Below are 12,151 nucleotides of genomic sequence, written 5' to 3'. Positions count from 1 at the left end.
CCGTAGATACGAAACATACTGTCCACCAGACCAATTCACGTACCGAACCCGGGCCGGGCGGCGCACGGCATCCACGGCCCGGAGCCGCCGTCGTGGTGACCGGGGTGGGCCGTGGCACCCTGGTGCGCATGCGTGCTGTGGTCCAGCGAGTCACCGAGGCATCAGTGGCCGTCGACGGCCAGACGATCGGCGAACTCGACCTCGAAAGCGGCCGACAGGGGCTCGTCGCCCTCGTCGGCGTCACCCACGACGACACCGCCGAACACGCCGCGAAACTCGCGGACAAGATCTGGCGGCTGCGCATTCTCGACCCCGACGATCAAGGCCGGGAGCGATCGGCGTCGGACTTGGACGCGCCGATCCTGGTGATCAGCCAGTTCACCCTCTATGCGAACACTGCCAAGGGGCGCCGTCCGTCCTGGAACGCCGCGGCGCCCGGTCCGGTCGCCGCACCTCTGGTGGACGCCGTCGCGGCTGCTCTGCGAGACGCTGGTGCGACCGTTGCCACCGGTGAGTTCGGCGCGAACATGGACGTCCGGCTGGTCAACGACGGCCCGGTGACCCTGGTCCTGGAGGTCTGAGGCGCATCGCCCTCACCGGTTTCGTCGGTCGCCCCGGGAGTAGCCTGAACGTCGATGGGACGCATCACCGCTCGACGGCGGGTGACCAGAGTCCGCGTCGGCGCGGAGCCCACAACACGCGCCGACGTGCTGGCCGTCGAAGAACCGTTGGAGATCCGGGTGGGAGGTACGGCGCTGGCCGTGACCATGCGTACGCCCGGCGACGATGTGGAGCTCGCGGCGGGCTTCCTGGTGTCCGAGGGAATCCTCACAGCCGCCGATGATCTCCGGACTGCGCGCTACTGCGCCGGTGCGACCGAGGACGGAACCAACACCTACAACGTCCTCGACCTCGCGATCGCCGACCACGTCACTCCGCTGGACGGCTCCCTCACCCGGAACTTCCTGACCACCAGCGCCTGCGGGCTGTGCGGGAAGTCGAGTATCGAGACAGTGGTGACGCGTTCGATCTTCGACCCCGCCGGTGACGACCTGACCGTCGACAGCGCCACGGTGCTCGCCCTTCCGGACCGCCTTCGCGACGGCCAGGCGGTCTTCGACAAGACGGGTGGACTCCACGCAGCCGCACTGATCGACGGCCGGACCGGCGAGCTACTCGTCCTGCGCGAAGACGTCGGGCGCCACAACGCGGTCGACAAGGTCATCGGATGGGCGTTGCTGCACGATCTGCTCCCCCTGGCCGGCCACATCCTGCAGGTCTCCGGCCGCGCCAGCTTCGAGCTGGTGCAGAAGGCCTCGATGGCCGGAATCCCGCTGCTCTCGGCGGTATCGGCACCGTCGTCGCTGGCCGCCGATCTGGCCGAGGAGCGGGGCATCACCCTCGTCGGCTTCGTCCGTGACGAATCATTGGTGATCTACACCCGCCCGGATCGCATCACCGTCGCCGAACCCGCCGACGACGGTGCCGAGCGGTTCACGCCGGACGCGTCGTGAGAATCCTCGGACCGCCGGCCGTAATCGCGACGGTCTGCATCCCAGGTGCCGTCTTTCCACCTGTGGATTCGTGTTGCGGCTCCTCGAGACCCGACACAACCGGCGTCAGACGCCGCGCGCCCGGCGATCGTCGGACGAGGACGACAGGTAGGGCAACAGAACCTCTCGCTCGTCGCGATGCATCGCGGCCAGGCGGCCGACGATGTCACGGCCGTGGTCGGTGATGTGGATCTGCACGCGACGACCGTCGGTCGGGTGCGGCTCTCGACGGACCAACCCCTTCTCTTGAGCGCGATCGATGAGCTCGACGGCGCTGTGATGGCGTACCAGTAGTTGCTCGGCAACCTCTTGGACCGTGGCCACGCCGTTTCCCGGCAGTCCCATCAGCGCGAGCATGAGTTGATACTGACCACTCGTCACGCCACTCGACCGGATCGCCTCCTCGCTGAACCGCAAGTAGCGGCGGATGCCATAGCGAAATCGCGCCAACGCGACGAAGTCAGCCGCGGACGCTGAGGATCGATCATCGGGCCCGTTCATCTTCCCCCTGTGTCCGCCGGACTTCAAAAGTATATCGTCACACGATATATTTACGTTCGCCGCTTGTTCTCCGATCCGTGAGGAACCACAGATGGACTCTCCGTCTCACGCATGGCGTGACCTGCGCGATGGCAACCGACGTTTCGTCGAAGACACCCCGCGCCACCCGAATCAGGACGCCGACACCCGGCATCGCCTGACCCGGTCACAACATCCCAAGGCCGTCATATTCGGCTGCTCCGATTCACGAGTCGCCGCCGAGATCGTCTTCGACCAGGGTCTCGGCGATCTTTTCGTGGTGCGCAACGCCGGTCACCTCGTCGATTCGTCTGTACTCGGCTCCATCGAGTTCGCACTGGACATCCTCGAAGTGCCACTGGTGGTAGTACTCGGCCACGACTCTTGTGGAGCTGTCGGAGCGACGGTGAATGCGCTCGACACCCTTGCACTTCCGTCCGGACACATCCGCGACCTGGTCGAACGTGTGACCCCGAGCATTCTCGCCGGACGAGAGGCAGGGCTCGAGACGGTCAACGAATTCGTGTCCGCGCACGTTCAACAGACCTCCGCGATGCTGATCGAACGGAGCAAGTCCATCGCGTCGAAGACCCGGTCCGGCGAGGCTGCCATCGTGGGCCTCACCTACCACCTCACCGACGGCGCGGTCGACGTCGTGAGTGCGCACGGTGAGATCGACCAACTTCCGTGTCACGGCTGATCTCGGTCGGCCACGGGACCCTCACAGGTGACGGGTTGATCCGGCTATTGCGCTCTGCAGACGTCCACTCCGTCGTCGACGTACGCAGATATCCCGGCAGCAGGAACAACCCTGATGCCCGGGCCGGAGCACTGGCCCGCCGGTTACCCGACGCCGACATCGCATACCGGACATGCCAGGCGCTCGGCGGTCGCCGACGTCTGGATCCGGACACCCCGCTGGTCGACACCTGGTGGCGCGTACAGCAGTTCGCCGCCTACGCGGCCCACACCCGAACCGACGAGTTCGACGCGGGATGCACCGAGCTCCTCGCCGAGGCCGCACGTCATCGCACAGCGATGATGTGCAGTGAGAGCGTCTGGTGGCGATGTCATCGACGGTTGATCGCCGACGTCGCAACACTCGTGCACAACACCACGGTCAGTCACCTGATGCACGACGGACGACTGGTCGATCATGTGCCCGCAGACGGTGCACGTGTGCGCGACGATGGTCATGTCGTCTGGGATTCTGTCACCCGATAGGATTCCGGGGATGGCGTCGACCGATTGAATGCACTGACGACGCCCAACCGCCCCTGAGATAGGAGGCCACATCGTCGTGACTTCACTCGACGGAAAGATCAAAGACCTGTACGACGAGGTCGTTGCCCGCAATCCGGGAGAGGCCGAGTTCCACCAGGCCGTGCACGAGGTGTTCGACAGTCTCAGTCTGGTACTGGCGAAACATCCGCACTACGCGGACTCCGGCATCATCAAGCGACTCTGCGAGCCGGAACGACAGATCATCTTCCGCGTGCCCTGGGTGGATGACGATGGGCGGGTGCAGATCAACCGTGGATTCCGGGTCGAATTCAATTCAGCGCTCGGCCCGTTCAAGGGCGGACTGCGCTTTCACCCCACCGTGTACCTGGGTGTGGTCAAGTTCCTCGGTTTCGAACAGATCTTCAAGAATGCCCTCACCGGGCTGCCCATCGGCGGCGGCAAGGGCGGGGCCGACTTCGATCCGAAAGGACGATCCGACGGCGAGGTGATGCGCTTCTGCCAGTCCTTCATGACCGAGCTGTACCGGCACATCGGCGAATACACCGACGTGCCGGCCGGTGACACCGGAGTGGGCGGCCGAGAGATCGGATACCTGTTCGGTCAGTACAAGCGGATCACCAACCGCTACGAATCCGGCGTGCTCACCGGCAAGGGCCTGGCCTGGGGCGGCTCCCAGGTACGCACCGAGGCAACCGGATACGGGGTCGTCTACTTCGTTCAGGAGATGCTCGCGGCCTCCGGCGCACAGTTCGACGGGCGCCGGGTCACCATCTCCGGCTCCGGGAATGTCGCGTTGTACGCGATCGAGAAGGTACAACAACTCGGCGGTCATGTGGTCGCCTGTTCGGACTCGAGCGGTTACGTCGTCGATGACAAGGGCATCGACCTCGAGCTGTTGAAGCAGGTGAAAGAGGTTGATCGCGGTCGCATCTCGGACTACGTCGAGCATCGCGGGGAAAGCGCGCGTCTGGTCACTTCGGGCTCCATCTGGAACGTGCCGACCGACATCGCCATCCCTTGTGCCACCCAGAACGAACTCGGCGCCGACGATGCACGCGCGCTGATCGACAACGGATTCCAGATCGTGGCCGAAGGCGCGAACATGCCGACCACCCCTGACGCGATCCGCGCATTCGCGCAGGCCGGGGTGCGGTTTGCCCCCGGCAAAGCCGCGAACGCAGGCGGCGTCGCGACGAGCGCACTGGAGATGCAGCAGAACGCTTCTCGGGATTCGTGGAGCTTCGATCACACCGAGGGGCGGCTCGCCGACATCATGCACACCATCCACCACAACTGCCTGGCAACCGCGGACGAGTACGGTGTGCCCGGCGACTACGTGCTGGGTGCCAACATCGCCGGGTTCACGCACGTGGCCGACGCGATGCTGTCACTGGGCGTCATCTGAATCGATGCCCGACGACGTTCTCGCCGCGATCGTCCGTTGGTACGAGTGCGGTGGCGTCGTCGACGTACTCTCGCGGCGGCGAGACCACGCGGTGGTCTCCCTTCGGACCTGCGACGCAGGAGAAGAGATGGCGCGCCTGCACACCGACGACCACGCTGTTCTCCGCTGGATCGATGAGCATCTCGGCCGGTGCTGCCCACCGAGGGCTTAGCTCCACCCACCCGACGTCTTCAACCGCATCCGCCGGCCAGGGGGCGGGTCCGGCAGGTCGGCCCGACCGATCGCCAGGCCTAGACGCGGCAGGTCAGCGTAGCAACGGAGCACGCACCTCACCTGCGATCAGCGCAGGTGAGGAGTCAGTTCGGGCGTGTGGTGAGAATTCGTGGACCATCTCCGGTCACCACGACCGTGTGTTCCCAGTGCGCGGCCCGGGATCCATCGTCGGTGACAACGGTCCAGTCGTCGTCCAGAACACTGGTCTCAGTGGTACCCAGCGTCAGCATCGGCTCGATCGCGAGTGTGGAGCCCACGACCAACACCGGTCCGCGATTCGGTTTGCCCTCGTTGGCGAGGAAGGGCTCCATATGCATCTCCCGACCGATGCCGTGCCCGCCGTAGCCCGCGACGATTCCGAACGACCGGCCGAACTTCTGTTCGGCCGCAATCGTTCCCAACTCGATCGCGTGGGAGATGTCGGTCAGCCGAGCTCCCTCGACCATGGCCGCGATGCCCGCTTCCATGGCCAGTCTGGTGGCCTCGGAGAGATCCGAGTCGGCCTCGGAGAGTTCGCCCACGCCGAAGGTCCAGGCAGAGTCGCCGTGCCAGCCGTCGAGAATCGCACCACAGTCGATGGACACCACGTCACCATCGGCGAGGATGACGTCGGAAGACGGTATCCCATGCACCACCACGTCGTTGACGGAGCTGCAGATCGATCCGGGAAAGCCGTGATAGCCCTTGAACGACGGCACCGCACCGGCCTCCCGGATCACCGTCTCGGCGACCTCGTCGAGATCCTGGGTGCTCACACCGGATTCGGCAGCCGCGCGCACCGCGACCAGCGCAGCGCCCACGACGGCGCCGGCCGCCGCCATCGCGTCGACCTCACCGGCGGTCCGGAACGGAACCGGCTTGGGTTTGCGAAATGCCATGAGCGCGACCGATCTCTCTGTCGTCAGGTCGGCGAGATCAGGAAACGCCCGCGCCCAGCGCGCTCAGCACGCGCTGATGCACATCCTGCACGTCGCCGACCGCGTCGATGGTCTTGACCTGCTCGCCGTAGTACTCGAGCAACGGCGCGGTCTCCTTGGTGTAGACCGCCATCCGGTTACGGATCACGTCTTCGGTGTCGTCCGCGCGGCCGCGGGAGAGCATCCGGTCGACGACGACATCCGCATCGACCCGGAACGAGAGCACCGCGTCAAGCGAGGTGTCGAGCTTGGCGAGGATGTCCTTGAGCGCATCGGCCTGTTCGGTCGACCGCGGGAACCCGTCGAGGATGAACCCCTTCGCCGCATCGGGCTCGCCGACGCGGGCACGCACCATGTCGACCGTGATCTCGGACGGGACCAGGTCGCCGGCGTCGAGATACCGCTTCGCCTCGATACCGACCGCGGTTCCCTGGGAGATGTTGGCACGGAAAAGGTCTCCGGTGGAGATGTGCGGGATGCCCAGAGCCTCGGACAGCAGTTCCGCCTGAGTGCCCTTGCCAGCGCCGGGGGGGCCGAGAATCACGAGTCTCACTTGAGGAACCCTTCGTACTTGCGTTGCATCAGTTGACTGTTGACTTGCTTCATCGTGTCCAGACCCACACCGACCATGATCAACACGGCCGTGCCCCCGAATGGCAGGTTCTGCGCACCGCCACTGTTTCCGATCTCCAGGAACAGGTTCGGCAGTACCGCGATGATACCGAGGTAGATCGAACCCGGCAGCGTGATGCGGCTCAGCACGTAGCCGAGATAGTCCGCGGTCGGCGTTCCCGGACGGATGCCCGGGATGAACCCGCCGTACTTCTTCATGTCGTCGGCGCGTTCCTCCGGATTGAAGGTGACCGCCACGTAGAAGTACGTGAAGAAGATGATCATCAGGAAGTAGACGAGGATGTAGACCCCGCTGCTGGGATCGGTCAGGTACTGACTGATGTAGCGCTGCCACGTCGACTGCTCGCCTTCCGATTTCTGCGTCAACTGCAGGATCAGCTGCGGCAGATACAGCAGAGAGGACGCGAAGATCACCGGGATGACGCCGGCCTGGTTGACCTTCAGCGGTAGATAGGTCGACGAGCCGCCGTACATCTTGCGGCCGACCATCCGCTTCGCGTACTGGACCGGGATACGCCGCTGGCCCTGCTCGATGAACACGACACCGGCAACGATGACCAGCGCCGCGACACAGACGAGGCCGAAGACCAGGCCGCCGCGGGTATCCAGGATCATCTTGCCCTCGGACGGGATGCGCGCGGCGATGCCGGCGAAGATCAGCAGCGACATACCGTTGCCGATGCCGCGCTCGGTGATCAGCTCGCCGAACCACATCACCACACAGGCACCGGCGGTCATCACGAGCACGATGATCGCGAGGCCGAAGATGGACTGGTCATTGAGGATCTGGTCGGCCTGCGAACAGTCCTGGAGGAGCTGACCACGATCGGCGAGCGCGACGATGCCGGTCGACTGCAGCAATGCGAGCGCGACCGTCAGATAGCGCGTGTACTGCGTCATCTTGGCCTGGCCGGACTGGCCCTCCTTGCGCAACTGCTCGAAGCGCGGGATGACCACGGTCAGCAGCTGCACGATGATGCTGGCGGTGATGTACGGCATGATGCCGATCGCGAACACCGACAGCTGCAGCAACGCGCCGCCGGAGAACATGCTGATCAACGAATAGATGTCGGCGGAGCTGCCGTGCGACACCTCGTCGATGCACGCATGGACGGCTTTGTAGTCGACGCCGGGAGAAGGAATGGTCGCACCCAGTCGATACAGCACGAGAATGCCGATGACGAAGAGGATCTTCTTCCTCAGATCGGGCGTCCGGAAGGCCGCGACGAGGGGGGAAAACACTAACTCCTCCTAGGAACGACCACGCGGATGGACTAGGACGTCCCCCCGCGTGCTCGGCAATCGACGTTGATCGAAGCGTCAAGACAACGCTTGAACTCTAACAGTCACGCCATCGGCCCTCGTCAGCGCGACGGGGTGATGTCCGCCTTGTCCGATGGCCTCATGACGCCGAAACCGTCGGCCTGCGGGCAGCGCCGTTTCCGTGCTGCCCGCCGCCGACGGTATGTGGCTCAGAGTTCGGTGACGCTGCCTCCGGCAGCGGCGATCTTCTCTTTGGCCGAGGCCGTGAACTTGTTGGCGGAGACGTTGACCGCGACACCGAGGTCGCCGTCGCCGAGCACCTTGACCAACTGGTTCTTCCGAACCGCACCGGCCGCGACGAGTTCGTCGACCCCGATGGTGCCGCCCTGCGGGAACAGCTTGGCGATGTCGCCCACGTTGACGACCTGGTACTCGACCCGGTTGCGGTTGGTGAAGCCCTTCAGCTTCGGCAACCGCATGTGGATCGGCATCTGGCCACCCTCGAACGCGGCGGGCACGTTCTTACGTGCCTTGGTGCCCTTGGTGCCGCGACCCGCGGTCTTACCCTTGGACCCCTCACCGCGACCCACGCGGGTCTTGTCGGTCTTCGCGCCCGGAGCGGGGCGAAGATGATGGAGCTTGATTGTCATTACTTGACCTCTTCGACTGTCACGAGGTGCCGAACCACGTTGATGAGGCCGCGGTTGATCGGAGTGTCCTCGCGGGTGACCGACTTGCGGATGCCCTTCAGGCCGAGGGTCCGCAGGCTGTCACGCTGGTTGCTCTTGGTACCGATGGTGCCCTTGATCTGGGTGATCTTCAGCTCTGCCATCACTTAGCTCCCTGACTCAGCGCACGTGCACGCAGCATGCCTGCAGGCGCAACATCTTCGATCGACAGCCCGCGACGTGCCGCGACCTCTTCGGGGCGCTGCAGCATCTTCAGAGCGGCAACGGTGGCATGCACCACGTTGATCGCATTGTCACTGCCGAGGCTCTTGGCGAGGACGTCGTGCACACCCGCACACTCGAGCACGGCACGCACCGCGCCACCGGCGATCACACCGGTACCCGGGCTGGCCGGGCGGAGCATGACGACGCCGGCCGCGGCCTCACCCTGCACGGGGTGGGTCACGGTGCCCCCGATCAGGGGCACGCGGAAGAAGTTCTTGCGAGCCTCTTCGACGCCCTTCTGGATGGCCGCAGGAACTTCCTTGGCCTTGCCGTAGCCGACGCCGACCATGCCCTGGCCGTCGCCGACCACCACGAGGGCGGTGAAGGAGAACCGACGTCCACCCTTGACCACCTTGGAGACACGGTTGATGGCGACGACGCGTTCGAGCTGGTTGCGGTCCTCGCGATCGCGACCTCCGCGGTCGTCGCGACGGCCACGGCCGCCGCCACCGCCGCGACGGTCGTTGCCGCCGCCTGCTGCGTTCGAGTTGTTGTCGTTTCCGGCGGGTCCGTTTCCGCCGTCACGCTGACGTCCGGGCATCAGAGGTTCCCTCCGGTCATGTTGGTGTAGCTGGTGTAGATGGTGATCATCAGAAGCTCAGGCCTCCCTCGCGGGCGGCGTCGGCGAGCGCGGCGATACGGCCGTGGTAGTCCTTGCCACCACGGTCGAACACGACGGCCTCGACACCGGCTGCCTTGGCACGGGCGGCGATGAGTTCGCCGACCTTGGTGGCCTGAGCCGTCTTGTCGCCGCCGGCGGCACGCACATCGGCCTCGATCGTCGACGCGGCGGCCAGCGTCTTGCCGGCCAGGTCGTCGATCAGCTGCACGTGGATGTGCCGCGAGCTGCGCTTGACGGCCAGACGCGGACGCTCGGCGGTGCCGCTGACCTTCTTACGGAGACGGAAGTGACGATTCGTGGTCGCGGTGCGACGACGGGTCGAGACGTCCTTGCCGAGTGGCTTGCGGGCGGTCTTGGTTGCTGTGTCAGTCATGGCTTACTTACCCGTCTTTCCGACCTTGCGACGGATCTGCTCACCCTCGTAGCGAATGCCCTTGCCCTTGTAGGGGTCCGGACGACGCAGGCGGCGGATGTTCGCCGAGATCTGGCCGACTTGCTGCTTGTCGATACCCGTGACCGAGAACTTCGTGGGCGACTCGACGGCGAAGCTGATGCCGTCGGGGGCCTCGATCGGCACGGGGTGGCTGTAGCCGAGGGCGAACTCGAGGTCACTGCCCTTGGCCTGCACGCGGTAGCCGACACCGAAGATCTCCATCTTCGTGGTGTAGCCCTGCGTGACGCCGATGACGAGGTTGTTCACCAGCGACCGGCTCAGACCGTGCAGTGCACGACTGCGACGCTCGTCATTCGGCCGGCTGACAACGACCGCGTTGTCTTCCTTGGCGATGGTGATCGGCTCCGACACGGTCAGGCTCAATTCCCCCTTGGGGCCCTTGACCTTCACGTTCTGGCCGTCGATCGTGACGTCGACACCAGCGGGGATCTCGATGGGGCTCTTACCGATACGCGACATGTTGAGACCTCCCCCTTACCAGACGTAAGCGAGGACTTCGCCGCCCACGCGCTGATTGGCTGCCTGACGGTCGGTGAGCAGACCCGATGACGTGGAGATGATGGCCACGCCGAGGCCGCCCAACACCTTGGGCATGTTGGTGGACTTTGCATACACCCGAAGACCCGGCTTCGAGACGCGGCGCAGACCGGCAATGCTGCGCTCACGGCTGGGGCCGTACTTCAGGGAGATGACGAGGTTCTTGCCGACCTCCGCATCTTCGGTGCGGTAGTCGGTGATGTAGCCCTCGCGCTTCAGGATCTCGGCGATGTTCACCTTGATCTTCGACGACGGGAGGGTCACCTCGTCGTGGAACGCCGAGTTGGCGTTACGCAGACGTGTCAAGAAGTCTGCGATCGGGTCAGTCATGGTCATGGTTGACCGTCAACCTTTCTCGTAGCGGTTCCCATACATCGTCGATCGTCGGATTCATATCCTCTGACCTGCGGTGGGCCTTCCACGAAGTGGATAGTTGTGTAAAGGTTCTTGCCGCCGATGCCCTTGGCTTTTCACCGGCACCGGAGACTATTCGGTTGTGGCGTGCGCGCCCCGGGGAAGACCGCAGAGCGCAGGCAACCGCTCTAGTGTAGAGAATTCGCTGGCCAGACCCAAATCAATGCGTTCGAGGCCCCACTCGCGTGGTCTCGATACGCCATCCCGCAAGCTCGATCGCTACTCGATCGGCGGCGGAAACCGGAGCCACCGTCACCACCCGCCGGTTGAGTGGGCACGAGCGAGCGAAGCGAGCCCGAGCCGTATCGAAACCCGAACCGACCACCCTCACTCCAGCACGAAGTCGAACCGTGACGTCGGCACCACGTCGAGGTTCCGGTCGGCACCGAAGCGGTTGACACTTTCGAGCATCCTCGTCATCCGCCGCTCGAGTTCCTGCTGGTCACCGCCGCTCCCGTAAAAGGCGTGGACGTCGGAGACGGCGGCCATCGGGAACAGCTCCTCGACGATGGCGTCGACGGCCGGGGCGTCGGGGGTCAGCGGTCGGCCGACGATGTTCTGGTAGTACCCGAAGGTCGCCTGGGTCTCGATGGCCACCTGTGTGTGCTCGTCCAGCCAGCGGTGCAGCCAGTCGGCGCGTGCGAGGCCGTCGGGTCGCCGGAGGAACGCGATGTTGCTCAACGCCGCGATCCGGCTGCCGTCGGCCGGGAGTTCCGGATCCAGCGGTGCGCGCTCGTCGACCTCCCACGCGGCCAGTCGCGCGACCCGCCCGGCGAGCACATCGAGCACCGGGGGCAGATCCGCGGCCCAGACACTCACGACGCCACCGATCGGCGGATCGAGTTCGTCGATGCGCATCGCACCGGCGACCGCATCGTCGGAGACGTTCACCTGCAGCCGTCGCGCACCCGCGGCCGTACACGCCTCGACCAGATCTGCCGCACGCAGCACCGCGCTCACGTCCTCGCCCCACACCACCGCAATCGCCTTCGTGTCCATGACGCTGCACGGTAGCCGCCCGCCGCGGCGCCGCTCCGCGGAACCCAGAGAGCGCGCCGTGTGCACAGACCGGGCATTTCCGGCACCATCGGGGAATGGACCGGCGACGTTCCGGACCGCAGGGCCGTCGCGGGCCGGTCGGTCGCAGCGGGTGACGAGTCGGCCGTTTTCGTCTGTACACGTCCGAAGGCGACAACCGATTGGTGCGGATGGATTTCGATGGGCGCCCGCCGCCAGACAACCCGTTCGGGAACGAGATCTGGTCGTACGGGCACCGCAACGTCGAAGGGCTCGCGTTCGACGGCGGCGGCCGTCTGTGGGCGACCGAGTTCGGTCAGGACGAGCTCAACCGCATCCGGCGGGG

17 protein-coding genes and 1 pseudogene are annotated in these 12,151 nt (G+C 65.3%); 6 read left to right on the top strand and 12 right to left on the bottom strand.

Annotated features, from left to right (window positions below):
• Window positions 1-128 precede the first annotated feature (128 nt).
• Window positions 129-581, top strand: coding sequence for a D-aminoacyl-tRNA deacylase (gene dtd / locus ACPXCG_RS07900; protein WP_425790824.1), 453 nt, complete (start codon window positions 129-131; stop codon window positions 579-581).
• Between the two features lie 54 nt (window positions 582-635).
• The gene (gene fdhD / locus ACPXCG_RS07895; protein ID WP_425790823.1) at window positions 636-1,514 is read left to right on the top strand and encodes a formate dehydrogenase accessory sulfurtransferase FdhD; all 879 of its coding nucleotides are present in this window, start codon (window positions 636-638) and stop codon (window positions 1,512-1,514) included.
• Window positions 1,515-1,619: 105 nt separating this feature from the next.
• Here fdhD and ACPXCG_RS07890 read toward each other — a convergent pair whose 3' ends face one another.
• On the bottom strand, window positions 1,620-2,054 hold the full coding sequence (locus ACPXCG_RS07890) for a MarR family winged helix-turn-helix transcriptional regulator (RefSeq protein ID WP_425790821.1): 435 nt from the start codon (window positions 2,052-2,054) through the stop codon (window positions 1,620-1,622).
• A 91-nt stretch (window positions 2,055-2,145) separates the two neighbouring features.
• Here ACPXCG_RS07890 and ACPXCG_RS07885 point away from each other — a divergent pair, with 91 nt between their 5' ends.
• The 3 genes from ACPXCG_RS07885 (at window position 2,146) to gdhA (ending at window position 4,722) form a co-directional block, all read left to right on the top strand.
• Window positions 2,146-2,772: a carbonic anhydrase gene (locus ACPXCG_RS07885; protein WP_425790819.1), complete on the top strand. Its 627-nt coding sequence runs from the start codon at window positions 2,146-2,148 to the stop codon at window positions 2,770-2,772.
• 35 nt (window positions 2,773-2,807) lie between these two features.
• Window positions 2,808-3,296 (top strand): DUF488 family protein, encoded by a 489-nt coding sequence (locus ACPXCG_RS07880; RefSeq protein ID WP_425790817.1) that lies wholly within the window; start codon window positions 2,808-2,810, stop codon window positions 3,294-3,296.
• A 76-nt stretch (window positions 3,297-3,372) separates the two neighbouring features.
• Window positions 3,373-4,722, top strand: coding sequence for an NADP-specific glutamate dehydrogenase (gene gdhA, locus ACPXCG_RS07875; protein WP_425790815.1), 1,350 nt, complete (start codon window positions 3,373-3,375; stop codon window positions 4,720-4,722).
• Here the strand turns inward: gdhA and ACPXCG_RS07870 are convergent.
• From ACPXCG_RS07870 to ACPXCG_RS07820, 11 genes are all read right to left on the bottom strand, one after another.
• Window positions 4,715-4,903, bottom strand: coding sequence for a hypothetical protein (locus tag ACPXCG_RS07870; protein ID WP_425790810.1), 189 nt, complete (start codon window positions 4,901-4,903; stop codon window positions 4,715-4,717). The two genes, gdhA and ACPXCG_RS07870, sit on opposite strands and share 8 nt — an antisense overlap.
• Before the next feature lie 175 nt (window positions 4,904-5,078).
• Window positions 5,079-5,873, bottom strand: coding sequence for a type I methionyl aminopeptidase (gene map, locus ACPXCG_RS07865; protein ID WP_425790808.1), 795 nt, complete (start codon window positions 5,871-5,873; stop codon window positions 5,079-5,081).
• A gap of 37 nt (window positions 5,874-5,910) precedes the next feature.
• Window positions 5,911-6,465 carry an adenylate kinase gene (locus ACPXCG_RS07860; protein ID WP_425790806.1) on the bottom strand — a complete coding sequence of 185 codons (555 nt, stop codon included), beginning with the start codon at window positions 6,463-6,465 and terminating at the stop codon, window positions 5,911-5,913.
• Complete coding sequence (gene secY / locus ACPXCG_RS07855; RefSeq protein WP_425790804.1) at window positions 6,462-7,787, bottom strand: preprotein translocase subunit SecY; 1,326 nt, start codon at window positions 7,785-7,787, stop codon at window positions 6,462-6,464. Before secY ends, ACPXCG_RS07860 begins: the two co-directional genes overlap by 4 nt.
• Before the next feature lie 230 nt (window positions 7,788-8,017).
• Window positions 8,018-8,458 (bottom strand): 50S ribosomal protein L15, encoded by a 441-nt coding sequence (rplO, locus tag ACPXCG_RS07850; protein ID WP_425790802.1) that lies wholly within the window; start codon window positions 8,456-8,458, stop codon window positions 8,018-8,020.
• Entirely contained in the window at window positions 8,458-8,640 is a 183-nt protein-coding gene (gene rpmD / locus ACPXCG_RS07845) for a 50S ribosomal protein L30 (protein ID WP_164308718.1), read from the bottom strand. The genes rplO and rpmD overlap by 1 nt, the downstream gene beginning before the upstream one ends.
• Complete coding sequence (rpsE, locus tag ACPXCG_RS07840) at window positions 8,640-9,302, bottom strand: 30S ribosomal protein S5 (protein WP_425790800.1); 663 nt, start codon at window positions 9,300-9,302, stop codon at window positions 8,640-8,642. Before rpsE ends, rpmD begins: the two co-directional genes overlap by 1 nt.
• A 49-nt stretch (window positions 9,303-9,351) precedes the next feature.
• Window positions 9,352-9,756, bottom strand: a complete 405-nt coding sequence (gene rplR / locus ACPXCG_RS07835; RefSeq protein WP_425790798.1) for a 50S ribosomal protein L18 — start codon at window positions 9,754-9,756, stop codon at window positions 9,352-9,354.
• A 3-nt stretch (window positions 9,757-9,759) separates the two neighbouring features.
• Window positions 9,760-10,296 carry a 50S ribosomal protein L6 gene (gene rplF / locus ACPXCG_RS07830; RefSeq protein WP_425790796.1) on the bottom strand — a complete coding sequence of 179 codons (537 nt, stop codon included), beginning with the start codon at window positions 10,294-10,296 and terminating at the stop codon, window positions 9,760-9,762.
• A gap of 15 nt (window positions 10,297-10,311) precedes the next feature.
• Entirely contained in the window at window positions 10,312-10,710 is a 399-nt protein-coding gene (gene rpsH / locus ACPXCG_RS07825; protein ID WP_425790794.1) for a 30S ribosomal protein S8, read from the bottom strand.
• A gap of 405 nt (window positions 10,711-11,115) precedes the next feature.
• Window positions 11,116-11,787, bottom strand: coding sequence for a hypothetical protein (locus ACPXCG_RS07820; RefSeq protein WP_425790793.1), 672 nt, complete (start codon window positions 11,785-11,787; stop codon window positions 11,116-11,118).
• Between the two features lie 209 nt (window positions 11,788-11,996).
• Between ACPXCG_RS07820 and ACPXCG_RS07815 the strand changes: the two are divergent.
• Window positions 11,997-12,119, top strand: a pseudogene (locus tag ACPXCG_RS07815) (PQQ-dependent sugar dehydrogenase); the annotation flags it as partial.
• Between the last annotated feature and the right edge of the window lie 32 nt (window positions 12,120-12,151).

Source organism: Gordonia sp. DT218, from assembly GCF_049847105.1.
Classification (GTDB): domain Bacteria; phylum Actinomycetota; class Actinomycetes; order Mycobacteriales; family Mycobacteriaceae; genus Gordonia.
This window is presented reverse-complemented; position numbering and strand designations above follow the sequence as displayed.

Bases quoted from the DNA above. Each gene is read 5' to 3' on its own strand.
- map (WP_425790808.1), bottom strand. From the start codon at position 5,873: ATGGCATTTCGCAAACCCAAGCCGGTTCCGTTCCGGACCGCCGGTGAG.
- ACPXCG_RS07890 (WP_425790821.1), bottom strand. From the start codon at position 2,054: ATGAACGGGCCCGATGATCGATCCTCAGCGTCCGCGGCTGACTTCGTC.
- rpsH (WP_425790794.1), bottom strand. From the start codon at position 10,710: ATGACCATGACTGACCCGATCGCAGACTTCTTGACACGTCTGCGTAAC.
- dtd (WP_425790824.1), top strand. From the start codon at position 129: ATGCGTGCTGTGGTCCAGCGAGTCACCGAGGCATCAGTGGCCGTCGAC.
- rplF (WP_425790796.1), bottom strand. From the start codon at position 10,296: ATGTCGCGTATCGGTAAGAGCCCCATCGAGATCCCCGCTGGTGTCGAC.
- rplO (WP_425790802.1), bottom strand. From the start codon at position 8,458: ATGACAATCAAGCTCCATCATCTTCGCCCCGCTCCGGGCGCGAAGACC.
- rpmD (WP_164308718.1), bottom strand. From the start codon at position 8,640: ATGGCAGAGCTGAAGATCACCCAGATCAAGGGCACCATCGGTACCAAG.
- ACPXCG_RS07820 (WP_425790793.1), bottom strand. From the start codon at position 11,787: ATGGACACGAAGGCGATTGCGGTGGTGTGGGGCGAGGACGTGAGCGCG.
- ACPXCG_RS07870 (WP_425790810.1), bottom strand. From the start codon at position 4,903: ATGCTCATCGATCCAGCGGAGAACAGCGTGGTCGTCGGTGTGCAGGCG.
- fdhD (WP_425790823.1), top strand. From the start codon at position 636: ATGGGACGCATCACCGCTCGACGGCGGGTGACCAGAGTCCGCGTCGGC.
- ACPXCG_RS07885 (WP_425790819.1), top strand. From the start codon at position 2,146: ATGGACTCTCCGTCTCACGCATGGCGTGACCTGCGCGATGGCAACCGA.
- rpsE (WP_425790800.1), bottom strand. From the start codon at position 9,302: ATGCCCGGACGTCAGCGTGACGGCGGAAACGGACCCGCCGGAAACGAC.
- rplR (WP_425790798.1), bottom strand. From the start codon at position 9,756: ATGACTGACACAGCAACCAAGACCGCCCGCAAGCCACTCGGCAAGGAC.